General features: G+C 40.9%; 18 protein-coding genes and 2 riboswitches. Of the genes, 12 read left to right on the top strand and 6 right to left on the bottom strand.

The genetic code is table 11. The features are described 5' to 3' along the window. Nucleotides 1-95: 95 nt before the first annotated feature. Together BUB11_RS16705 and BUB11_RS16700 are read right to left on the bottom strand one after the other, a co-directional pair. The gene (locus BUB11_RS16705; protein ID WP_200797941.1) at nt 96-2,339 is read right to left on the bottom strand and encodes an N-acetylmuramoyl-L-alanine amidase; all 2,244 of its coding nucleotides are present in this window, start codon (nt 2,337-2,339) and stop codon (nt 96-98) included. A 227-nt stretch (nt 2,340-2,566) separates the two neighbouring features. Next, nucleotides 2,567-4,324 (bottom strand): MASE3 domain-containing protein, encoded by a 1,758-nt coding sequence (locus BUB11_RS16700; protein ID WP_242947586.1) that lies wholly within the window; start codon nt 4,322-4,324, stop codon nt 2,567-2,569. Between the two features lie 307 nt (nt 4,325-4,631). After that, nucleotides 4,632-4,807: riboswitch (cobalamin riboswitch) on the top strand. A gap of 273 nt (nt 4,808-5,080) precedes the next feature. Between BUB11_RS16700 and BUB11_RS16695 the strand changes: the two genes are divergently transcribed. The 3 genes from BUB11_RS16695 (at nt 5,081) to BUB11_RS16685 (ending at nt 10,415) form a co-directional block, all read left to right on the top strand. Then, nucleotides 5,081-6,457, top strand: coding sequence for a UbiD family decarboxylase (locus BUB11_RS16695; protein WP_242947580.1), 1,377 nt, complete (start codon nt 5,081-5,083; stop codon nt 6,455-6,457). A gap of 110 nt (nt 6,458-6,567) precedes the next feature. After that, a complete protein-coding gene (locus tag BUB11_RS16690) occupies nt 6,568-8,670 on the top strand; it encodes a hydantoinase/oxoprolinase family protein (protein ID WP_073030900.1) in 2,103 nt (700 codons plus the stop codon). 2 nt (nt 8,671-8,672) lie between these two features. Next, nucleotides 8,673-10,415: a hydantoinase B/oxoprolinase family protein gene (locus tag BUB11_RS16685; RefSeq protein ID WP_073030899.1), complete on the top strand. Its 1,743-nt coding sequence runs from the start codon at nt 8,673-8,675 to the stop codon at nt 10,413-10,415. Here BUB11_RS16685 and BUB11_RS16680 read toward each other — a convergent pair. Further along, on the bottom strand, nt 10,403-11,248 hold the full coding sequence (locus tag BUB11_RS16680) for a site-2 protease family protein (RefSeq protein WP_073030898.1): 846 nt from the start codon (nt 11,246-11,248) through the stop codon (nt 10,403-10,405). The genes BUB11_RS16685 and BUB11_RS16680 overlap by 13 nt on opposite strands. A 683-nt stretch (nt 11,249-11,931) precedes the next feature. On the opposite strand from BUB11_RS16680, the gene BUB11_RS16675 reads away from it, so the two are divergent. The 4 genes from BUB11_RS16675 (at nt 11,932) to aguB (ending at nt 15,060) form a co-directional block, all read left to right on the top strand. Further along, complete coding sequence (locus BUB11_RS16675; RefSeq protein WP_073031002.1) at nt 11,932-12,219, top strand: hypothetical protein; 288 nt, start codon at nt 11,932-11,934, stop codon at nt 12,217-12,219. A gap of 361 nt (nt 12,220-12,580) precedes the next feature. Further along, nucleotides 12,581-12,715 carry a hypothetical protein gene (locus BUB11_RS28820; RefSeq protein ID WP_282434015.1) on the top strand — a complete coding sequence of 45 codons (135 nt, stop codon included), beginning with the start codon at nt 12,581-12,583 and terminating at the stop codon, nt 12,713-12,715. A 420-nt stretch (nt 12,716-13,135) separates the two neighbouring features. Then, complete coding sequence (locus BUB11_RS16670; protein WP_073030897.1) at nt 13,136-14,179, top strand: agmatine deiminase family protein; 1,044 nt, start codon at nt 13,136-13,138, stop codon at nt 14,177-14,179. Further along, nucleotides 14,176-15,060, top strand: a complete 885-nt coding sequence (aguB, locus tag BUB11_RS16665; RefSeq protein WP_073030896.1) for an N-carbamoylputrescine amidase — start codon at nt 14,176-14,178, stop codon at nt 15,058-15,060. Before BUB11_RS16670 ends, aguB begins: the two co-directional genes overlap by 4 nt. A gap of 150 nt (nt 15,061-15,210) precedes the next feature. Here aguB and BUB11_RS16660 read toward each other — a convergent pair whose 3' ends face one another. After that, nucleotides 15,211-15,549, bottom strand: a complete 339-nt coding sequence (locus BUB11_RS16660; protein WP_073030895.1) for a helix-turn-helix domain-containing protein — start codon at nt 15,547-15,549, stop codon at nt 15,211-15,213. Nucleotides 15,550-15,732: 183 nt separating this feature from the next. On the opposite strand from BUB11_RS16660, the gene BUB11_RS16655 reads away from it, so the two are divergent. The 3 genes from BUB11_RS16655 to mch all read left to right on the top strand — a co-directional run bounded on the left by BUB11_RS16655 (nt 15,733) and on the right by mch (nt 18,358). Next, complete coding sequence (locus BUB11_RS16655; protein WP_073030894.1) at nt 15,733-16,110, top strand: response regulator; 378 nt, start codon at nt 15,733-15,735, stop codon at nt 16,108-16,110. Nucleotides 16,111-16,199: 89 nt separating this feature from the next. After that, on the top strand, nt 16,200-17,285 hold the full coding sequence (locus tag BUB11_RS16650; RefSeq protein ID WP_073030893.1) for an HD-GYP domain-containing protein: 1,086 nt from the start codon (nt 16,200-16,202) through the stop codon (nt 17,283-17,285). Nucleotides 17,286-17,389: 104 nt separating this feature from the next. Further along, nucleotides 17,390-18,358, top strand: a complete 969-nt coding sequence (gene mch, locus BUB11_RS16645; protein WP_073030892.1) for a methenyltetrahydromethanopterin cyclohydrolase — start codon at nt 17,390-17,392, stop codon at nt 18,356-18,358. 103 nt (nt 18,359-18,461) lie between these two features. After that, a riboswitch (cyclic di-AMP (ydaO/yuaA leader) is annotated at nt 18,462-18,609 on the top strand. Nucleotides 18,610-18,696: 87 nt separating this feature from the next. On the opposite strand, the gene BUB11_RS16640 is transcribed toward mch, so the two are convergent. Then, nucleotides 18,697-19,272 carry a hypothetical protein gene (locus BUB11_RS16640; protein WP_073030891.1) on the bottom strand — a complete coding sequence of 192 codons (576 nt, stop codon included), beginning with the start codon at nt 19,270-19,272 and terminating at the stop codon, nt 18,697-18,699. Nucleotides 19,273-19,539: 267 nt separating this feature from the next. Between BUB11_RS16640 and BUB11_RS16635 the strand changes: the two genes are divergently transcribed. Both BUB11_RS16635 and BUB11_RS16630 read left to right on the top strand, forming a co-directional pair. Next, a complete protein-coding gene (locus BUB11_RS16635; protein ID WP_073030890.1) occupies nt 19,540-20,919 on the top strand; it encodes a citrate/2-methylcitrate synthase in 1,380 nt (459 codons plus the stop codon). Between the two features lie 219 nt (nt 20,920-21,138). Next, nucleotides 21,139-22,878 carry a methyl-accepting chemotaxis protein gene (locus BUB11_RS16630; RefSeq protein WP_073030889.1) on the top strand — a complete coding sequence of 580 codons (1,740 nt, stop codon included), beginning with the start codon at nt 21,139-21,141 and terminating at the stop codon, nt 22,876-22,878. Nucleotides 22,879-23,428: 550 nt separating this feature from the next. On the opposite strand, the gene BUB11_RS29105 is transcribed toward BUB11_RS16630, so the two are convergent. Continuing rightward, nucleotides 23,429-23,551 carry a hypothetical protein gene (locus BUB11_RS29105; protein WP_282434017.1) on the bottom strand — a complete coding sequence of 41 codons (123 nt, stop codon included), beginning with the start codon at nt 23,549-23,551 and terminating at the stop codon, nt 23,429-23,431. Between the last annotated feature and the right edge of the window lie 16 nt (nt 23,552-23,567).

The following is a 23,567-nucleotide window of genomic DNA, read 5'->3' as shown; positions in this document are numbered from 1 at the left end:
CTTTTTATAAGGGATATACGAAATTGGGAAGCTCTCGTCATCGTAGCCTCGAGGCGGGAAATTTGCTTGAAAGAGTCTATAAACTGTTTAACAGCTTAAGCTTCAGGCAGGGGGTTTTTATAATAGTTATAGATACCAATAAAGATGGCACCGGCAACATTCTTTTGGAAGGTCGGATTTTGTAATCTTGCTTCTTCATAGGGATTAGATATGAAGGCTGTTTCAAGCAAGATTGAAGGCATAGTCGTATTGCGCAAAACATAAAAACCTGATTGTTTCGGTCCGCGGTTGTTCGTTTTGATAGTGTCGATAACAGCAGATTGAATGCTAACTGCAAGATGTTGACTCTCATATTGCTTAGGATTATCTTCAGAATAATAGGTTGAAGTGCCTTGTACATTTGTGTTAAGACTCGCATCATTATGAATGCTTATAAACAAGTCTGCCTTCGATTGATTGGCTAAATTTACTCGTCCTTGGAGGTCCTCAACTTCTGAGTAGGGTGTGTTTGTACAGAGGGAGACATCCCTGTCTCGAGTAAAGATAACGGTTGCTCCAGCCTGTTTTAAGGTATCGTTTAAGGCCATGGCGATAGCTAAGGTGTTGTTTTTTTCATAAGTTGGGGTTGGGCCGCTTGCTCCCTTATCCGGTCCGCCGTGTCCGGGGTCTATCATGATCGTTTTACCCGATAACGCTTGGGCGGGGATTCCCTCAAAAGGATTGATGAGAACTTCCTTTGAAGGATCATAGGTTGTCACAGGGGGAGGATTATCAGCAGGAGGGGTGATGTCATCGTCCCCTCTTGAGGGATCAGTTGGTTGTTTGATTTCTGAGGGGAGAGAAGGGAAAGTTTTAAGATTGTCCGTATATTTTGATGAAACTTTTCCTTCAATAATAGTTTGAGCGTAAGAGCCAATAATACCGGTTCCACCTAAAATGTAAACTTGGCCATTGACACTTAAATTTATGGGCGTAGCAGGTGTCGTAGGTTTTTCGGCATTTGTCTGTGAAAGTGTTACATAATCAGCAGAAATCCATCCTGTTTTAGATTGATAGGTTGTCTTGTACCATTGACCTTGTTGATCAATAAGCTCAACGGATGTATCTTTCGGTATGGTAACAAGCATGCTTCCGCTGGAAGAGGGCGTGTCTCTTAGGTTTAAGCCTCCTGAGGCGCTGATGACTCCCATTTTTGATGTTACGGTTAGATAATCAGCAGAAACCCAACCCGTTTTCGATTGATAAGTCGTTTTATACCATTGGTCCTGCTTTTCGATTAGGTCGATAGTCGCCGCTGCTGGAATGGTGATAAGCACGTTCCCCGTGGAGGAGGGAGTCTCTCTAAGGTTTAAGCCCCCAGAAGCAGTGACTTTTCCTTGATTTAGAGAACTATTAGTACCATTGCTTGGGTTTGAGTCCTGGGTTGGGGGTTCAACTTTCATATGTTCGCGCATGATGCTATAAACCGCGGGTGGAATATCGTCTTTTTCTGTAAGTAAAAGGGGTGCATTAGACTTTGAAGCAAGAACGGTTCCGGCTACAGCGTCTGGAAATGTGATGCCAGATGCTAAGAAAAGGTCATTGGAATGGTAGGTATCTTTCATAAACGAAACGACTTTGGCGTTTGTCTCGTAACGATCGTAGCCCCCTAAACGGGTTTCAATGGTAAAGTTATTCTTGGTTAATTCTTTAGTAGGAACAACGACTTCGCCTCCAATAACAAACAAGTGCTTTGGTGCAGTTTCTTGATAGTATTGAATGACAGAAGCAGGAAGAGTGGTTGATGTAAGGATGATAGGGATTTGCTTTATACCAGCAAAAGTTGCTGCTGATAAAGCATCAGGGAAATTATCGCCATTGGCAAGAATCATAGAATCACTAAATAATTGCTTGGCAAGAAGAACCGACGTTTCATAACGATCTATTCCTCCAATTCGATCCCATTGCAGTGACAGACCTTCAAGTTCCTTTTCAATTGCAGGCTGTAGACAAGCAGTACCGCCCAGAAGAATGACTTTATCCGGTGATAATCGTTGTAGTTCTTTGACAACGCGTGGGTCAATCGAGTCTCCTTTAGTAAGTAAGATGGGTGCATTTAAGTTTACAGCAAAGGGGGTTGCTGCGATAGAATCTGGATAGTCGTTGTATTCACATAAAATAACCGTTAGAGCTGAGTCCCATCCTTTTTGAGATATTTTAAGAGCAGTTTCAACTCTGTCTTGTCCGGCAATACGTTCAGTTGAGAAAGCCAAGGGGCTTGCTTGGGTTATAAAAGGCGTGCATAAGGCAAATGCAAGCGAAGTTATGACAGATAAAATGAGCTTTTTCAGAAGGGCCACCCTTTCTTTTATGAAGTTATGTAGATTATACCATAAAAATCAACAGCATTTGATGAATTTAGCTTTAGTTCATCATAAATAGGACTAAAGGCCTTGTGAATTTTATAGGACAGTACAAGCAGGTTTCAAACCTTTTTCGACTGTCCTATGAAAAAAATATGAAATTTTACAATCATTTTATTTTAATTAATATGCCGGGGAAATTTATATGGGAAGTAAGATACTTATTATGCCTCACTTACTGTTTTAAATCTAACAAAGAATGTTGTTCCAGCAGAGCTGGTATTAAGATCTATCCTTGCGTTATTTCTTTCTGCGATACTATAACATGTTGCTAACCCTAGGCCTGTCCCTTGTTCCTTTGTGGTTAAGAAAGGAGTCCCAATTTTATCGAGAATTTCTGGTCCTATTCCTGTGCCTTCATCTTTAATGGCTAGGACGGTTTCATCACCATCTGAAAAAGTCCGGATTGTAACTCGTCCCCCCATTTTCATAGCTTCAATTCCGTTTCGCACTAAGTTAATAATTAGTTGGTGGATTTCATTTCTGTCAATTTTCAGATCACTGACAGGCAACTTCTCCCACAGAATACTATGATCCGCGTTTAAGGCATCCGCTTGAAGTAACGGAAAGAGGTCGTCAATAATCTTGTTTAAGTTATAAAACTGAGCATTGGAGGGTTTATTACTAGATAAGGAAAGAAAGTCTGTGATGATTGAATTAGCACGATCGAGTTCTTCGATCATCATGGCATAATAGTCCTGATACTTACTGCATTCTATTTTTTCGCTTAGGATTTGAAGGAAGCCCCTAACTGTAGTCATAGGGTTACGTACCTCATGTCCTATACCTGCCGCCATTTGTCCAATAAGATTCAGTCTGTCGAGTCTCAGCAGTTCGTTTTCATTGCGTACTTGATCTGTTATGTCGATCATAACTATCAGTATGCAGGGTTCTTCTTGAAGCATAATCTTTTGTGTAGAGAACAATCCTTCTCTAATGATACCATTCTTGGTTTGAAAAAGATATTTTTGATTTGTGAGAACTTCATTTCCTCGTTGAAGTTCTACGTGGCTTTTTTTTATAACATCGCCCAGATATAAACCCAATTCGTTCACTGTAAAACCGATAATTTCCTCTCTAGTATAGCCTGTTGTTTGAAGCCACATGTCATTGACATCAATGTACAATCCATCTTTGATCGTTAGAATCGACTTTGAGACGGGGCTATACCGAAAAACTTTATGGAATCGTTCATTAGACAGCTGAAGTTCCTTGTAAGGAAATAGAATATAACCGGCGAAGATCGCTTGTAAAAAAAAGCAATAATAAACCACTTTTAAGACATGTCCAAGTACATTATAGAAATTTGTAATTGTTGTAAACACGGTGAAACATAATTCCGCAGGAATAGCTACAAGAATTGCAAGCAACAAATATTTTTTGGTTACGATATCCTCTTGAAGGTGGCCCGTTAATAATCTGTATAAAAAGCAAATAAACATAATTATTATTATATACTCAATCACGATTTTAAGGGGCGTTACCCCTTCGGGTGTAATCAATGTTGGAAACGTGTGAGGGGTATATAAAAAAATGAATCCTATAAAAAATGAGAGAAAAAGTGTAAAAGTGACTCCTTTATATCTGCTTATTGACCTGCTAATTGAAGTCGTACTTAGAATTAAGGAGAGTGCTTCAAAAAATCGACCAGCTAACCAATATTTTGCAGATAGATCGTAATAACCAGTCGGATAGAATCCTAGACCTTGCCAGTAAAAGGTATGGAAGGCATCGAGAATTCCAACCCCTAAAAAACCGAATCCTAGTATTAGATTTAATTTCTGAATTTTGCTAACAAACCAAATGATAAAAAAAGATGAAAATGCAATTAGTATGCAAAAAACTTCAAATACTGTATGAATTATTGCAAAGGATGTCTCCCATTTTGGGGTAATAATTAATGAAATGATTAAAGAAAACACGAGTATTAATATAAGTCGGATCACAGTTGAAACAGCAGTTTGATTGATTGATCTCGAGCCAATGTAGAGCAATGTTTTTATCAATCCTTTCAGGCGAAAAGATATTCTACTTATACACAATTCTTCATTTTACGAAATTTTCCTCTATTCTTATGTGTATACTGTTCGATTACTTTACAACAGTTATTACATCGGTAAACAAACATCGACATTAACATGGAATATAACAAAAAATTTGTTGATTAGCAGGAAATAAAGATTAGACGTCGAAACGGTTATAAATGTTGCAACCCGATAATTACTGGGTTGGTCAATAACGATTACAGGTGCCCAATAGGGAGAATAGGGAATCAGGTTTTAATCCTGAGCGGACCCACCACTGTAAGAAGGGAGTTCCGTACACTGGCCACTGGTTTCGGCTGGGAAGGCGTACGGTAATGATGATCTTTGAGCCAGAAGACCTGCCTGTAATTAAGGTGAGCCTGTTTTGATCAGGCTTTGGTGGACGATGGCAAAGCCCCCAGTCTATATGACTGTGGGCTTTTTCTATCGTCTTTTTTCTTTATAAGCAGTTGCAAAGATTAGAACTAATTTTTTGAACTATGTTTCGGAGGTGTTATCGATTCAGAAGACAGATCCTCAGATGTCCGATAAGCTTGCATTATTTACTGAAGTGCTTGTTGATGGATTGCGAAAAAGTGGATTAACTCAATAGGGCCGTGAAATTAAGGGGCAATTATTTTTTAGGAGGCGTAAATGTTGGAGCAAGATTTGAGGTCGTTTATTGAACGAGTCAAGCAGCAAAATCCCTTGGAGGTTGTTCATGTCAAAAAAGAGATTGACCCGAGATATGAAATTAGTACCTTGATTATGGAATTAGAGAAGGCCCGACGTTATCCGTTAACTATTTTTGAGAATGTTAAAGGGCATGATATTTCGGTTGTGACAAATGTTCTAGCTCCTCGCGAGCGTTTGGCTTTAGCGATGGGTGTTCATCCTAACGATCTGGCTGCTGAATTTTCCAAACGAATTAATCAGCGGATTGAACCAGTGGAGGTGGATGAAGCTCCGTTTCGAGAGAATGCTTTTGTAGGCTCAGAAGTTGATTTGTATAAACTTCCTATCTTGACGCACTTTCCTATTGATGCTGGACCCTACATTACTGCGGGATTGGTCATTGCCAAAGATCCCTTGACAGGTGCAGATACTGCAGGTTATCACCGGATGCAACTTAAAGGGAAAGATAAGTTGGGGATTAGTCTCCACTCTCGCCAACGCTTATGGGAGTATTTTCGCCGCTCAGAAGAACTGGGAAAATCGCTGGAAGCGACTATTGTCCTGGGTATTCATCCGAATATTTCTATGGGGTCGATGGCCTTAATTCCCTACGATCTTGGTAAATTCGCAGCCATGGGGGGGTTATTCGGGGCTCCTCTGGAGGTTGCTCGCTGTAAGACCGTGGATCTGATGGTTCCGGCCTATGCTGAGGTGGTCATTGAAGGGGAAATTGTAGCAGGAGAACGAGAATCCGAAGGTCCCTTTGCAGAGTTCACTAATTATGCGTGTTATCGCAGTACAGAAAACGTGTTTAAAGTTAAGGGGATTCAATATCGTACAAAACCCTTGTTTCAGGACATTACACCCGGTATGAGTTCGGAACATATTACAATTGTGGGAGTGCAACGTGAGGGGGATGTACTAAATGCCTTGAACAGAACCCTTCCAAATGTTAAGGGTGTTCATGCGCCAATCTCTGCCTGTGGATTATTTCACTGTTATATTTCTATGAAGAAGATTGCAGAGGGGCAGGCTCAGCAAGCTATCTTTACTGCTTTTTCAGTAGACCATAATCTTAAAATGGTGGTCGTGGTGGATGAAGACGTAGACGTCTTCGATGAACGGCAGGTTCTATGGGCCATGGCAACCCGACTTCAAGCAGACAGGGGCGTGACCATCATACCTCAGCATATGGGTATGGGATGCACTCTTGATCCCTCAAGTGATAACTTAAGCCGCACTGCTAAGATGGGGATTGATGCAACTAAGCCACTTGAAGGGTTTGCACCTACAGTAGAAATGTCGGCTGAAGTGCAACAGCAAATTCGACGTTTCATGGGAACTTTCGGACTATAGAGAAGGTATAAAGATGAAGAGGTCCTTTCTAAGAACAATCATTTATGAGAGGGATATTGACACTTTTACCCTAATAATAAGCTTTAAGTTATTGAAAGAAGAGGGATACCATGTTCGAAATTGCAGTTGACGTAGGCGGAACGTTTGCAGATTTTATTGTTCGGGATCGACAGGGAGCTACTTTCACAGCGAAAGTTTCTTCAAGTCATGAAAATCCTCTGGAACCAATTATACGGGGCTTGACTGAGCTGGGGAAGGGGTTTGACTTATCTCTAGAAGAATTTCTTGGGCTAACTGATAAATTCATTCTTGGAACCACGGTTGGGATTAACGCCTTGCTTCAGGGGCAGGGAGCAAAAACTGCTCTAATAACTACGGAGGGGTTTAGAGATGCTTTAGAATTGCGGCGTTCTCGTTTGGCGGAGCAATGGGATTTTCGTGTTGCGTTGCCTCCAGTTCTTGTCCCCCGTCATCTGCGTATTGGCTTACGAGAAAGAATGGATTACCAGGGTGTGTCGATCAAAACAGCAGATAGAGCACAAATAAAGGAAATTGCCGAGTTTTTGCGTCAAGAAGGAGTAGAATCTGTGGCAGTTTGTTTGCTCTTTGCTTGTCGTAATCCAGAGCATGAATTAGTGTTTAAGGAGCATTTGCAAGCGTTTTTACCTGAAGTTTTCGTTACACTTTCATCCGAACTCTCTTCTCAACTGGGAGAATACGAACGGACCACGACGACGGTATTAAATGCACGTTTAAGCCCTGTCTTGAGTAACTATTTACAAGATCTAAGGTCTTATTTGCGTGATAAGGGTCTTCAAGTACCCATTTTAATTGCCCAAAATAATGGTGGTCTAACTGATCTGATACAAGCTAGTAAGCGAGGCGTGCACACTCTTTTTTCCGGTCCGGCCGGAGGAGTAAAGGGAGGGTGGGCTCTGGCCCGTGAACAGGAATTTTCTGAATTAGTGGTGGGAGATATGGGAGGGACCAGCTTTGATGTTTCCTTAATCAGGCAAGGTAAAATGGAGGTGACTTCTCAGGCGGAGATCGCTGGATACCCTGTCCAAATTCCGATGTTAGATATCCATACTGTTGGGGCAGGCGGGGGAAGTATTGCTTGGTTGGACAAGGGCGGAATGCTTCGGGTTGGTCCGCATTCAGCAGGTGCTAATCCGGGGCCGGCTTGTTACGGACTAGGAGGTCAAGAGCCGACGATTACGGATGCAGCTTTAATCATGGGGTTACTGGATGGTTCGAATTTTTTAGGCGGACGCATGCCATTGGATATAGAATTAGCCTGTGAGGCTGTTGAAAAGAAGGTTGCTCTCCCTTTAGGTTTATCTGTTCCAGAAGCAGCCTATGCTATTTATCAAGTCGCACTTTCATTAATGGCGGATGCGGTGTATTTAATGACTGTTAAAAAGGGGTATGATCCTCGTTCCTTTGTTTTAGCGGCTGTTGGTGGAGCGCTGCCTCTGTTTGCGACTGCCTTAGCAGAGAGAGTTGGGATACAACAAGTTGTGGTTCCGGAACTGGCACCTGTTTTTTGTGCTCAAGGATTACATCACGCTCGTTTTCAGGTTGAAGTCTTGCGCAGCCTCTATGAAGTGTTAGGAGAAGTGCCTGGTCCAAGTTGGAACCAAGTCATACTAGAGTTGCAATCTCAGGCGAATCGAGAGTTGTCTCGGTTAGGGGTGTGTGCAGATCAACGCGAATATGTTTGGTCGGCTGATTTAAAGTACCCCGATCAACATCATGAAATTAACGTTGCCATAGTGGGCGATGCAACTGATCAAGAAGTTTGGCAACAGTTAGATAAGGGGTTTCATGAAGCTCACCAGAGACTATATGGTTATAGTCAGCTGGAGAAGTCTCTGATACTGGTTAATCTTCGGTTGTTGGCTCAGGAGAAGGAGAGATCACTTCAGAGCAGATTAGGACTAAGAGCTGGTTGGGGCAACACTAAGGATATTCAAAGATATGAAAAGAGTTCAACCTTATCAAAAGCAAATGAAGTACGCTTAGTCTATTTACAGGGGGCTTTTCAGGAAGTTAAGATTTTCCGTTGGCAAGATTTAGAGATGGGAATGCATTTGCAGGGTCCCGCTTTAATAATAAAAGAGTTCACAACGATTTTAATAGAAGAAAATTGGCAGGCTGAACTTGATCAGGTAAGAAATTTGATTATTAAGATAGGAAAGGATGGACGTTAACTATGAATGCCAAGTTGGATGAAGTTATTGAACGGGCAGTGATTGCTAACCGTTTGGATACGATTACTAAAGAAATGGGCTATGCCTTAGAGCGGTCGTCTCGTTCACCTATCTTTGCGGAGGCCTGTGATTTTGCCTGTGGCATATGTAACGGGGATGGAGATTTAGTCTCTCAGATTAATGGCATACCGATTTTAGCTGCCGCTGGCACGTTTAGCATTAAAGAAGTGATTCGTAAATACTCGGGGCAAGTTGAAGAGGGAGATGTCTTTATCATCAATGATCCTTATCAAGGAGGAAACCATCTCCCGGATATCGGTATTATCACCCCGTTAGTTGTGGAGGGAAAGGTCCTTTTCTACTGTGTCAGCAGGGCCCATCACGGAGATATTGGAGGATCTGTTGCTGGTAGTTATAACGCCAAAGCAACTGAGATTTTTCAGGAAGGACTGCGCATTCCGCCGATTAAACTTGTAAGCAAAGGGCAGGTCTTTAATGAGGTTATGGATCTGATCACTCAAAATGTCAGAAATCCGCACATGCTTCAAAATGATTTATGGGCCCAAATAGGTGCTAACAAGATTGGAGTTGTTCGTTTAAGAGAGTTGCTCTATAACTACTCTCCGACTAGGATAAAAGGGGCAGTGGGATATCTTCTGGATCATGCCGAAAGACTCACGCGTCAAGCAATTAGGGGTATGCCAGATGGTGATTATACGGGCGTAGAGTGGGTAGATGATGATGGATTTCAAACAAATCCCATTAAAATCAAGGTGACAGTTAAGATTAAAGGAGAGGAAATGATGCTGGATTTTGAGGGCACTGATCCTCAAGTCAAAGGCTTTGTCAACTCAGCATTGGTAACAAGTACTACTGCTGCTTGGATTGGTGCGCTTTGGGCGCTTGGTCCTGATATTCCTCGAAATAGTGGAGCTTTTCGAGCGATTAAGGTTCTTTTACCTAAGGGCAGTTTAGTTAATCCACATGAACCGGCGCCAGTAACGTTAAGTACACTGACTCCGGCAAGTGAAATCATTAGTGCTATATTCCAAGCATTAGACTCCGTAGCAGGTGAGCGATTGCCTGCTGGTTTTGGACGTTATTGCGGTCCATCGTTTTATGGAATCGACCCTCGCAATCAAGAATTTTATGTGGGATTTGCTTTTTGTGCCTTGGGTTCAGGCGGGGGGATAGCGGGAAGGGATGGTTATCCTTATATGGCTCCATTGTCGAACTATGGAGGAGTTCGTGCACCAAACATAGAAGCTAATGAAATCCAATACCCACATTTAACCTTGTGCCATGAAATCGAAATGGATAGCGCAGGAGCCGGAATGTGGCGCGGGGGACCAGGAATTCGTTATAGCATACAGTTTAATGGTGAACCCACAAATATTGTGATGTTTGGGGATGGGATGAAGGTTCCTCCGTTCGGTACAGCTTCAGGGCAGCCTGGAAGTTTAAACCGTGTTGAATTGGCAACAGTAGATGGAGAAAAAATTTCTCTGGCGAGTAAAGAAAGTGCGCGTTTGTTGCCGAAGGGGACAGTACTTACAGTAGTTTCCTCAGGTGGAGGAGGGTGGGGAGATCCTTGGCGGAGAGCCACTGAGAGTGTATGGCAAGACTTCTTAAATGGAGTTATTTCTGCGAGCAAGGCTAAGCAGGATTATGGAGTCGCCCTATCCAAGGAAGGAGTGGATTGGGCAGCAACTGATGAGCTTCGGTTAATGGGTTATCGGATGTGAAGCGAGTCAGTAAATGTCTTAGAGATATCTAACGAATACATCATTAAAAAAGCTAAAACAGCGATCAGCATAAGATAGGAGAACCCAATCTTTAACCTGAAACTAGGCGCCACGCTCAAATATTGAGTAGTCACTGATTTTTGCCGATACATGGTGATGACTTCGTAAACCCCAAAGAATAAGATAATCAGCAGTATATAGGCATGCAGTTTCCAAATGAGAAAGAGAGCCATAACTAGTCCTATCAACCAAATAAAGGGGGAAATCGCCTTTGAAATTCTACCCCCGTCTAAGGAGCCGAAGGGGAGGAGATTAAAGAGATTTATGAAAGCGCTAAGATAGGCTAATCCTGCCCAATAGGGATTACTCATTAGATAATATAGCCCCAAGCAAACAAACGTGATAAACGCCCCCGCTACTGGACCGCCAATAGCTGTTATTGCCTCTTCACGGACACTTTTGGGCATACTCTTCATTTTTATGAAAGCACCAAGAAAAGGAATGAACGTTGGAGCAGATACGTCTAGCCCAAGTTTTTTACTCGTAATGTAATGACCCATCTCGTGAACGAAAATGACGGCAACAAAACCCACTGCAAATAACCAACCATATATTTGGGCATACAGAACGACTGTCAATCCCATACTTATAAAGGTTCCTGCAAATTTAGACGCCTTTAGAAGCCCAAAGAGGAGCTTGGCAATTACAGCAAGTTTACTGAAATTTAGCAGGCCCAAGAAAGCTGTGATAACGATACTAAAGATGGTTTTATTATTTCTCTTAGTTGGTTTTTCTCCGAAGTCGCCATCACGTCCGTTTTCGCCGTGAAGCATATAATAGTCTCCCTTCATTATTTGATTTTCTAGTTTAATGAGAACCAGTGTTTTCGTTCTTAACGAAGTGTAGGTTGGGGATTTCAAAAGAGCAAGGCATGTTTTTCCGAGGTACGCAGTTGTATGTCGGAAGATCGACTCAATTTGTGTTGAAATAGAGTTGGAAGCGGCTAAAAATTTTGTTATTATATAATTAGGGTTTGCAAACGAACCCCCTTTTTCCTACTTAGGCAACTAGAATATTACACAATTTTTCCGCCCCAATATCCAACTCTGACTTTGGGCTATCCCGACAAGGGTGGGAGGCTTCTCCTCGGCTTGTACCAAGAATCTTACGCGCGTAAGATTCTTGGTACAAGCCCGGCCGAGTCTGACTGTAACATTTGGTTTACGCTACATCGTTTTTAACTCCCTGTGCACGGTTTTTGACGCCAAAGGATGTTTTTCCATGCACATATTACGCAAAACTACCCGTAAACCCTTGAAAAATCTAGGCTTTTCGATAAATTAGCAAGTTCTAATTAATTATGTCAGCCTGACTTAGTATAACGTGTTATGATAAATGGTCTTAGCTAAGCTTAGCATAGAAACCTGGGATATTGAAAGACATGGTTGTTTCTGTTAGTGATTTGATTTTTCGAAATTACCTTAGGAATCGAATTGTAAATGAAAGGGTTGTTTTTATGTTCAAAATTACTGAAAATTGCCTTGAAAAGAAGAATTTCACTGAGTACTTCAGCTCAGAGGCTAAAAAGGGTACAGAGGAATTCAATCAGCTTATTAAGAAGTTTGAATCTGAACCGCAGTATATATTCCGTATGCGAGACCACGATCAAGAAGTCTACTATATCGGATATTCAGATGATTGTACTCGCAAGAGTGGATTTGATCCGCTTGATATGTATGGGGAGTACTATGGATGTATTGATATCCAATATCTAAATGCAAATGGTGAGTATGAAAGATTATAAGTCGTTTGAGCAAAGAAATCCTCAATTGAGGTTTGTGCAGTGCATGAATCAATTGGGGATTTCTTTGCTATATATAGGAGACAAATGTAACATTGATTAGGAGAAAATAGTTTATAATTTGTTAATAAATTGTTTATATATATTCAAGACAATTAGTTTAGAATATATATAGAGAACTTCCTTAAAAGGGGGAGTTGTTCCAACGAGTCTGGTATCAAGGCCTGATCCATGACGGTAGTTGGATAACTGAGCGGTAAGTCTAGACGTGGACGTTGCCGCTCAGTGGTACATGCTGTTGCTCAAAGTTATCAAACATTTCGTTACCGTTTTAAATATGGTTAATTGAAAGGGAGGGGCTCGTATGGAAGGATTAGATTTTTTGCTAACTGCTATCTGTTTTTCGGTTTTAGGGTATGGATTATGCTATATGACTCTTTCAGTTAATCATAAATCTGAAACTCAAAACGTTAAACCGGAAAATTCATTGCAAAGATAAGAATGACTGATTCACAAGAGACTCGGTAAATAAACGATCAATACACTTGAATCAAAAGCGTACGTAAGAAAATTAATCGGTGCCTATAGACTGGACACTTCAAAAGAGTGTTTAGCCTGTAGGTGCTTTTTTGATATGAGTCTGGCATTTGTATCAAAAGGTGTATTAGATTAGCATTTATAATGCTTGATAGTTTTTAAGTGCGGATAAATTGCCTAATATGAGTGAAAATATGTATAAAGCTCTATGCGTAATTTTGACCGGAAACTTCATTATATTTGTGATACCTGAGACGGCAGGAGGAATTATGTATTATGATTCTGAAAATAGTATTGCCAAAACCGGGTTGTAAAGGCTATATTCAGTATAGTGTTGAGGCAGAATGCTAAAGTTACAAATTTAGAATATGAGGGATTATAAATGTATCCAATTAAATCAAACTATAAGATGCCGCCGGAGTGGATCAAGCATGCGCGTACCTTTATTTCATGGCCAATAAAGGCTTCTATGTGTTACCCTGAGGATTATGATGCTGTTTGCAAGGGCTATACAGAGATTATTCAAGCAATAGCTGAATTTGAGCCGGTAACGGTGGTGGTGAGTTCAGAGGATTTGGGGAAGCTTTCAAGCTTATTTCATGGTGAACAGATTGAACTCTTGGCTATTGAGCATAATGATGCGTGGCTGAGGGATAATGGACCTACATTTCTTGTCCGTGATGGCGGGGATGTGGCGGGGGTCAATTGGAAGTTTAATGCTTGGGGCGGCAAATACTCCCCGTGGGATTTAGACGATCTTGTAGCCTCGAAAATCTTAAATCATGTCGGAGTAAAACGATTTGATGCCCCTCTGGTTATGGAAGGAGGCTCCTTCCATGTGGACGGAGAAGGTACACTGCTGACTACGGAGCAGTGCCTCTTAAATCTTAATCGAAACCCTGATTTAACAAGAGAACAGATTGAAGTTGAGTTAAAGAGATTTCTCAATATCCAGAAAGTGATCTGGTTAAAAAAAGGCCTAGATGGGGATGAGACTGATGGTCATGTAGATAATCTTGCCTGTTTTGCAGCTCCGGGTAAAATCCTGCTTCAGATTTGTGAAGATCCTAAGGATGAAAATTATAGGATTACCAAAGAGAATGTTGAAATTTTAAAAAAGGAGACAGACGCCAAAGGAAGGTCCTTTGAAATTATACCTATTCAACAACCTCCTAAAATGTATGATCCAGTTTCTAATGAACGATTAACCTTGAGTTATTTAAACTTTTACTTTGTTAATGAAGGAATTATTTTGCCGATTTTTGGGGGAAAGGCAAAAGAGGCTGATGAGTTAGCGGTACAAATGTTGAGCCAAACATTTCCTCAGAGGCGGATCCGTCCAGTTAATGGAATGGGGCTTATTCGAGAGGGTGGAAATGTTCATTGTGCAACTCAACAGATGCCAGTGAGGAGGAATCAAATGTGAGAAACGTCAAAGTTGCGGCTACTCAGATGAGTTGTACTGAGAGTATCGAAGAAAACATTGCTAAGGCGGACGTCTTAGTAAGGGAAGCCGCTGCAAAGGGTGCTCAGATTATCTTGTTGCAAGAGTTGTTTGAAACCCCATATTTCTGTCAAAAAGAAAAATCTAAGTATTATACGTACGCCACAGAACTAGAGCAGAATCAAGCGGTAAAGCACTTTAAAAAGGTAGCTGAAGAGCTTCAGCTTGTGTTGCCGATCAGCTTCTATGAGAAAAAAAACTATGCGCGTTATAACTCTCTGGCTGTCATTGATGCTAATGGAGAGGTGCTGGGAAAGTATCGCAAGAGTCATATTCCAGATGGCCCGGGGTATGAAGAAAAGTTCTATTTTAATCCAGGAGATACAGGTTTTAAAGTCTGGAATACGCGTTTTGGCAAAATTGGTGTCGGAGTCTGCTGGGATCAATGGTATCCCGAAGCTGCCCGATGTATGGCTCTGATGGGTGCCGAGTTGCTTTTTTATCCAACAGCTATTGGTTCAGAGCCTCAAGATGGATTGATTGACTCCAAAGAACATTGGCAGACCTGTATGCTTGGGCATGCAGCAGCAAACCTAATTCCCGTGATTGCTTCTAACAGAATCGGAGTTGAGGAGGACGATGATTCCAATATCACGTTCTATGGATCTTCCTTCATTGCGGGTCCGCAAGGGAATAAAGTTATTGAAGCTGGCCGTACAGAAGAAACCGTGCTTGTTGCTGATTTTGACTTGGAACAGCTAGAAACGCAGCGACTTGAGTGGGGAATTTTTCGAGATCGTCGACCTGATTTATACGGAATTATTTCAACGTCTGATGGTGAATTGAACCCTAAATGGGACTAGTCATGATATTGGAGGCCCCGGTTAAAAAACCGGGGTTTTTTGTTTGCCGGTTAGAAAGTAACATCTTGTCAGATACTTTCCGGAAGCATAAGTTGTAAAGTGACTTCGCTTAAGATAATAAGAATTATAACAAAAGGGAAGCATAAGTGCTCAAGCCGACTCACTGGTAGAAACGAAATAGGCCATAGCAACTTCATAGAGGAAATTAATTGATTTAGAATTTTTTCCAGCCAAGAGAGCATTGAGCTTTTTGAGTGTTGGGTCGGAATCTTCTGAAGCAGTATAGAGCAAAACGGTAGGTTCAACTTCTAGGGCGGTGCCTATTCTTGCTAATAGGTCTAGTGAAGGAGCCCTAAGGCCACGTTCCAGATAACCTATATAGGAACTACTGACGTTAACCAGTTCAGCAAGTTTTTCTTGTGTGAGGCCCCTTGTCTGGCGGAATAAGCGTATATTTTTTCCAGCAACCTCTTGTATGTTGTTAGACACACTATCACCTCTCCATCCAATTTTATGTTAGTCATCAGAAACATCTTACCGACTGTGTGTACTTAATTATGTTGAAAAAGGCGACATATAGTTATACAATATGAAATTAGTAGTCTGTAATATATTGCGATAATGAGTCTAGAAGTTAAATAATGAATATTTGATAGATAGGAGGAAGCAAAATTGTCGGGATATATTTTAGTTGTCGATGACCAATTCGGGGTCAGACTTCTTATTCATAAGGTTTTAGAGGAATCAGGCTATAACGTAAAAGCAGTGGCAAGCGGGTCGGAATGTTTGAATCATGCCATCTCATTAAACCGCCCATCTCTTATTCTATTAGATCAAAGAATGCCGGCAATGACAGGGCTTCAAGTATTGTCTCGACTTAGTCAGGATGATCATGCTAAGGATATTCCAGTAATTATGATAAGTGCAGAAACTGATTTGGAGGACCTCGCGCGATGTTTTGGTGTGCAAAATTTCTTAAGCAAACCTCTGGACTTAAATATTTTGCTTAAAACTGTTCAGGAAACTTTAGCAGGAGCGAGCTTGGGATAAAGCACAATGCAGGGACTAATAGCTTGTTGTAGCAGAAAATAAATTTTAAGTATTATAATGTACGCTTTGCATGGATCTGGAGGTATTCGATGAATGTAGTTCTTGAAAAATTACCACCAGGATTGTTTTTACAAAAACTAGCACCCGTGGACTTGTTTGATACCAGTGGTCTTCTTTTATTAACAAGAGGGCAGCTAATAACAGATAGGATTAGGGAACGATTGGTAAGAAGCGAGGTTTACACTTTAATATCTGAGAAAGATCATGTCAATTCATCTGGTACTGAGTTAAAGACTTTTTCCAGAGATCTTTATTTGGACATTGTAGGTTCAATATGGAGTATCTATCATGATACAGGGCTAATTACATCGGAGCAAATAGCCCAAACGATGGTTCTTATAGAGTTGATTATTGAGGAGATTAACGGTAAATGGATGTACATAGATAATGACTCTCTGCGAGTAGATTTGGCTAGTTTAAAAGAGCATGACTACTGTACTTTTGTACATGCAGTTAATGTTGCTATTCTCTCTACAATAATTGCAAGAGGATTAGGCTATCGAGGGCAACGTTTAAGGTATCTGGCAATGGGGGCAATCCTCCATGATATTGGGAAGATTAAAGTACCCTGTGAAATTTTAAATAAGCCTGGTTTATTGAGTGAAAAAGAATTAATCATTATTAAGCGGCACCCTATTGAGGGAGAGAAAATGCTGCATAATACAGATCTTTCACCAATTATATTAAATTCGGTAAGACTGCATCATGAACGTTGGAGTGGTGATGGATATCCCGATGGACTTAGTGGATCCCGAATCCTCCTTGATGCCCAAATTATTGCAATAGCAGATGTTTATGATGCCCTAACGGCAGATCGACCTTATCGTAAAGCACTTCCACCTTATCATGCTCTTGAAGTGATTTTAACCATGGAAAAGGATTTTAATCCAATAGTTGTCACTGCATTTCGTAATTCCTTAAATCTATATCCTAAAGATACCTTAGTAACCTTAAATACTGGGGAAATAGGTGTAGTTGTTGCCGTGCCGACTAATTTCCCGACGCGTCCACTTGTGAGACTTGTGTTTGATTGCAATGGGCAATATTTAGATAAAGAAATTTATATAGATTTAATGAATGAGTTAACGTATTTTATTAAGAGTCCTTCAGTATAATTCGAGAACAACTGATAATTTGGAGAGGGTAAATTTATATAAGACATACTGAAAAAGGATAAGATAAAGACATGTTAAGAGAATGATAGAAAAGGAAGAATAGCATGTCTTTTCCAAATGCACAACAATCCAAACTAAGTCCAAACCGCCAAGCATTTCCTTTAGTTAACGAATTTATCCTAAAGAGCAAACTTCTGAGGGTTGGAGTAAAAAAGCAAAATGAGGTAACTGTAATAGACTGCGGAGTTCAAGTGCAAGGCAGCTGGGAAGCTGGCGTCTTGTTTGCTGCAGTCTGCCTCGGCGGGTTGGCACAGGTTAAAATACATTGGTTAGACTTTAGCGGGTTTCGCTGGCCCACGGTAGAGGTTGTTACAGCTCATCCAGTTCAAGCTTGCTTGGCGTCTCAATATGCTGGCTGGCCTATCAAAAATGGCGATTTAACCGCAATGGGTTCCGGACCAGGGCGTGCCATTATTCATCAGGGCAGTCTGTATGACAGGAATGGCTACGAAGATTATTCGAAGACGGCTGTTATATGTCTGGAAAGTGAGGAGCTCCCAACTGTGGCGGCAGTCCAATACTTAGTAGAAGAATTAGGGTGTGAGCCTAAGGATCTCTATATTTTGGCAGCCCCAACCGCGTCTCTGGCGGGTTCAGTCCAGATAGCTGCACGGGCCTTGGAAACGGGTTTATCTAAGCTTGCTGTACTGGGTTATGATTTAGAAAGGATAGATTCTGGCTGGGGAACTTGTCCGCTTCCGCCTGTTGCAGGCAGTAACCTCAATGCTTTAGGAAGGTCAAATGATGGGATCCTTTATGGTTCTACAGTACTTTATAATCTTAAAGATAATGATGAAACTTTAGATTCGTTAGTAAATCAAATTCCGTTCTGTTTTTCTCGGGAATATGAACGGCCTTTTATAGAAATCTTTGAGGAATATGGGGATTTCTATAACATTGATCCCTTAGTATTTAGCCCTGCCGAGGTGTGGTTATGTAACTTGAATAGCGGTCGTTCTTTTCATGCTGGGGTCTTACGTCCGGATCTTTTACGCAATTCATTTGGGATATAAGATCTTCTGCCTAAAGATAGACAGAAGATCTAAATCTCGAAATTGACTAGATCGAATAAAGTATGGTAAAATTTAATTTATTCTAAGAAAATCAAAACTATATAGTTCTCTATCGCTTAATTCAATTTTTGAAGCGGAGAAACCAATTTCGGGGTGAATCCTTCGCAATGTGTTTTCAGATTTGCGAGGGTAGGGTTACTTTTCAATCCGAATCCGTCAGCTAACTTCGTAAGCGTTGAAAGGGAGGAACCAATGGCATGATCTAGCTTTGCTTTGCAATCTATAGGCTTAATTGGCTGAAACCTTTGACAATAGTCGGGGTTTTTCTTAATTTAAGGTCACTTAAGTAAGTGGTGGGTATCTAAATACTTCAAAATGTTTTCTTTCTCACTGATTTCGACGTGAATTAGAGGTTGTTGTCTTCCTGCAATAACACCACCCCATTTAAGATAAATTGTTTGGCTATAGGATTTATGAACAATAGGATCAGCGTAGCTTAAGCTAATGATGATAAAATGGGGAGGGATATTGGCTTCGTCTAATACTTTGTCTTTGAGGTTGAGAAGTAAACTTGTGGTTGTATCCCTGGGAATATCATTTACAACGGTATAATCGTCAATAAGAATGGGGTTTTCTAACAACTGTTGCTCAAAAACTATGGTCCTGCTTGAAAGCGTTGTTGCTGGATGGGTTCCAACGTTCTTAAATTTGAATTCAAATTCAAAACTTGATTCCTTTGTAAAATGGAGTGAAGGAGATTCGATAAAAGTCAAATATGGACGTGCCGCTTCACGCTGTATTTTCCAGGTAGTAACAGAAATATATACAGAAATTAGAGAAACGAAGGCAAAGATCAGAGTGGATATTGTGACGACGGAGCCTGACCAATTCCAATTTTTAAAGTTCCAAGACATGCTTGCCCCCTTAGTTTGAATATCTTATTTTGTTAATATATATTAATTAATTAAGGGAAAAATTCATTTGCTTTCCAATTAAGAAAGCTGTCTGAACCTGAAGAGTTTACGCGGAAGTATAAGTTGATTATATTTCAAGCGGCATAGGGTATGATTTAAGAATAGGCATTGCGAACAACCTTGTATACTATAATACAGAATCTACTATAACAATGACATATTACGATAGGCACTTAAGATATAAAAAAGTTTAGAAAGGGAGATTATATGAATTATGTTAATATGAATTTGTCTGAAGAGAATACATTGACCAAGTTGAGCAGAATGGCTGAAGAAAGTGGCTTTATTAAACCTGAATTATATCGGAAATATGAAGTAAAGCGGGGGTTGCGTGATTTAGATGGAAAAGGGGTACTTGTTGGATTAACAGAGATCGGTGAGGTCCATTCGTACATTATGGATGAAGGGGAAAAGGTTTCTGTCCCAGGACGTTTAATATATCGAGGTATAGACATCAGAGATATCGTAAAAGGTTTTATTGAAGATAATCGCTATGGGTTTGAAGAGACAGCCTACTTGCTGCTTTTTGGAAATCTGCCAGATCCGAACGCACAAAAGGAATTTGAGCAACTTCTTTCACTTTATCAAAGACTCCCGGAAGATTTCACTCGCGATGTTATCTTAAAGGCACCAAGCAAAGATATTATGAACACGCTGGCAAGAAGTGTTTTAGCATTATATTCCTTTGACGAAAATCCAGATGATACATCTATGCAAAATGTTTTAAAGCAATGTCTAAGGCTGGTTGCTTGTTTTCCATCCTTGGCAGTTTACGGATATCACGCCTTAAGCCATTACCATGGAAGCCAAAGCCTTTATATCCATAGTCCCCGGGCCGATTTAAGCATTGCTGAGAACATCTTAGCTATGTTGAGACCGGATAGCAGTTATACTCAGTTAGAGGCAACACTGCTGGATCTGGCTCTCGTTCTTCATGCTGAGCATGGAGGAGGGAATAACTCATCATTTGTTACTCATGTTGTTACTTCTACTGGTACGGATACCTATTCTGCTATGGCGGCAGCAATTGGAGCGCTCAAAGGGCCGCGACATGGAGGAGCCAATATTAAAGTTGTTCAAATGTTTGAAGATATTAAAGAAAAATTAAAGGATTGGGAGGATGACGAGGAGATAGAGCAATACCTTACCCGCATCCTCTCCAAGGACGCCTTTGATCGTACTGGCTTAATCTATGGGATTGGGCATGCAGTATACTCAATATCGGATCCGAGGACAGTTATTCTCAAAGGTTATGTTTCTCAACTGGCTCAAGAAAAGGGACTGGAAGATGAATTTAATCTCTATGCCAAAGTTGAGACCTTAGCGCCTCAGGTTATCGCCAAGTTTAATACAATGTATAAGACTGTAAGTGCCAATGTCGATTTCTACTCTGGTTTTGTATATAAAATGCTTAATATCCCAATGGAAATGTTTACACCGATTTTTGCAATTTCTAGAATTGTTGGTTGGAGTGCTCATCGCATCGAAGAAATCGCTAACAGTGGAAAGATTATTAGACCAGCCTACAAAAGTGTAGCTCCAAGACGAAGTTACCTTAGGATGAATGAGAGATCGAGGGATATGTAGCGACAATCATAATGTGGCAGGTGGTTCCCTAGGGAATCACCTTTTTAATGTTAAGGTACAAATGCGAAAGAAGGAACTAGTGTCTTAATTATTTGTTTTAATTGTGAATTTAATTAAGCAAGTAAAAACACTGTTTTTACTTGCTTAAGAATAGAGGATATTATCCTTTTTTGTTGAAATGTAATTTAATCTAGAATAAAAGGAAAATGAGGCGATGATATGGAAACTAAGCTTGTGAAACAAAAGTCTAATATAAGCTATGGAGTTCGAACCAAATTATTGTCAGGTTTTTTTGCAGTCTTACTTTTAACCTTACTTGTAGGGGGCGTGGGTTACTATGGTGTTTATAAGATCAATCTTGAAGCAGAAGATTTAGGGGGGCACTGGCTGAAAGCAACTAGTGCCTTGTCAGTAGTAATAGAAGATACGGAAGATACTCGACGCTATCTTATGGGGGGATTTCTGATGCGTTCAGATGCCCAAGCTTTTCTAGACTATAAAAACCAATTTGTAACAGCAAAAGCGAAATGGGAGTTGGATTTTGCTGAGTATAATAACTATGTAACATCTGCTGATGGAATAGCAAGCAGTGAGGAAATGAGAAAATCATTTAATGCCTACATAGAGGATGCTGAGAAGGTTTGGCTGTTAACTCAAGAAGGTAAAGATGTTGAGGCTAGACCCATATTGACTCAAACAAGCAAGGCCAGTTTTGATCAGTTGCTTAAAGATATGGAAGCGCAGATGGTCTATATGGAGGATGGGGGGGCAGAAGCTACTCATCATGCTCAGACTACGAAAAACTCTGTAATTAGGCTTCTTATCATTTTCGTGATACTTGCTTTGATTGTTGGGGCAGTTTTAGCAATTATGCTTGCCCGACATATAAGCCGCCCTCTTGTTGCAGTGACACAGGTTGCACAATCTGTAGCAGATGGGGACTTGAACGTTGAAGTACCGGAGATTAAGAATAAAGACGAAATCGGTATATTGTCTATTGCTGTCAGTGAGATGGTGCAATCTTTAAGAGCAGTTATCGGAGAAGTTCTAACACAGTCAGAGAGTGTGGCTGCAACCAGTCAGGAATTGTCGGCTGCCTCAGAACAAGCTACTGCATCAAGTGAGCAAGTTGCTGAAACGCTTGGTCAAGTTGCAGCGGGTTCAACGAATACAGCGGTTTCAATAGGAGATATTGTGAGAGTCATTGACCAATTGTCGGCTAATGCTCAACAAGTCGCAGAAAATGCTGAGACGGTTAGTCAAAGTAGCGAAAAGACAGCTCAGGCGGCAGAATTGGGAGCACTTCAATCGGAAAATGCAGTGCAAAAAATAGAAGCAGTTCGGGAGGTTTCAGCTCAGTCAGCTGAAGTAATTTCTCGGTTGGGTGATGAATCAAAACAAATTGGGCAAATTGTTGACGTGATCAGAGGAATTGCTGATCAGACTAATTTATTAGCTCTTAATGCAGCGATTGAGGCCGCTAGGGCGGGAGACCAAGGACGAGGCTTTGCAGTTGTCGCTGAAGAAGTACGAAAATTGGCGGAACAGTCCTCAGCTTCCACTGTGGAGATCGCAACTCTCATTGAAAATATCCAACGGGAGGCGGAACATGCTGTTGGAGTAATGGATAAAGGAAAGGTTGAAGTTGCTGCAGGGGTTGAAGCAGTTAATTTAGCCGGAAATTCCTTCCGAACCATTGTAGAAGAAGTTAACAAAGTTGTTGAACAAATTCAGCTAATTACAGAAGCCTCACAGCAAATGGCAAGTGGGACCTCTGCAGCGGCCAAATCAGCCGAAAATATTGGTGTTACTGCTCAGCAAGCCGCTGCCAGTACACAAGAGGTTGCTGCAACTTCAGAGGAACAAGCTGCCACAATGGTATCAGTAAGTCAATCTGCAGAAGCCTTAGCTCAGCTTGGAGAAAGACTGATGAGTGCTGTTGTGAAATTTAAGCTTTAACAAAACTTAGTTATTTATAACAGCAAATCCGACCCCTTAATATAAAAAAGGGTCGGATTTTTAGCGTTATTTTTACATTAATAACCAAGCATCGTTTATTCAATTAAGGCAATACCATATGAGGCGATAAAACTTTTGGGAGGTATTTGTAATGAGTAATAGTAAAGAAGGTATCAAAGAATTAAAATCTCCAGCCGCTGAAGATGTTCGGGCTGATATATGATATGGAGGTAGCCATGGAATTAGGGCAGTTGAAAGATCAATTTTATCGGATGGAGCAAGTCTTTTCCACCTTCAAGAACCAGACTCAACAGAATTCACAGACTCAAACACAACAATCTCAAGATTAGGGTGCGAATGTCAAGAAAATAGTGAGCCACTCGCCAGAAAAAAGTTGATCCACTAACGCCAGTAAAATAGTGAGCCATGTTGGTGAAAACGCTGGAAGAATATTGAGCCACTTATTGGTATAGATATGCGCCTGTAAAATCGGAAGGAGGGCGTAGCCCGAATGGAGATTTTACAGGCGCGCACGGCAAGGTTCCATCACTTAAGTTGCTTTTGCTAGTGTCTGTTCTAATCGATAGGAATCCTTCACATTCATATTCAATACGTGCGATCGGAACGTTACTCTGTCAATTAAGGCTGCAACCATGATTTCGTTTTCAAACAATTCCGTCCAACGTGAG

The sequence above is a fragment of the Desulfosporosinus lacus DSM 15449 genome, assembly GCF_900129935.1.
In the GTDB taxonomy this organism is placed as follows: domain Bacteria; phylum Bacillota; class Desulfitobacteriia; order Desulfitobacteriales; family Desulfitobacteriaceae; genus Desulfosporosinus; species Desulfosporosinus lacus.
The sequence above is the reverse complement of the archived record's forward strand: the minus strand, read 5'-3'. Positions and strand labels throughout refer to the sequence as shown.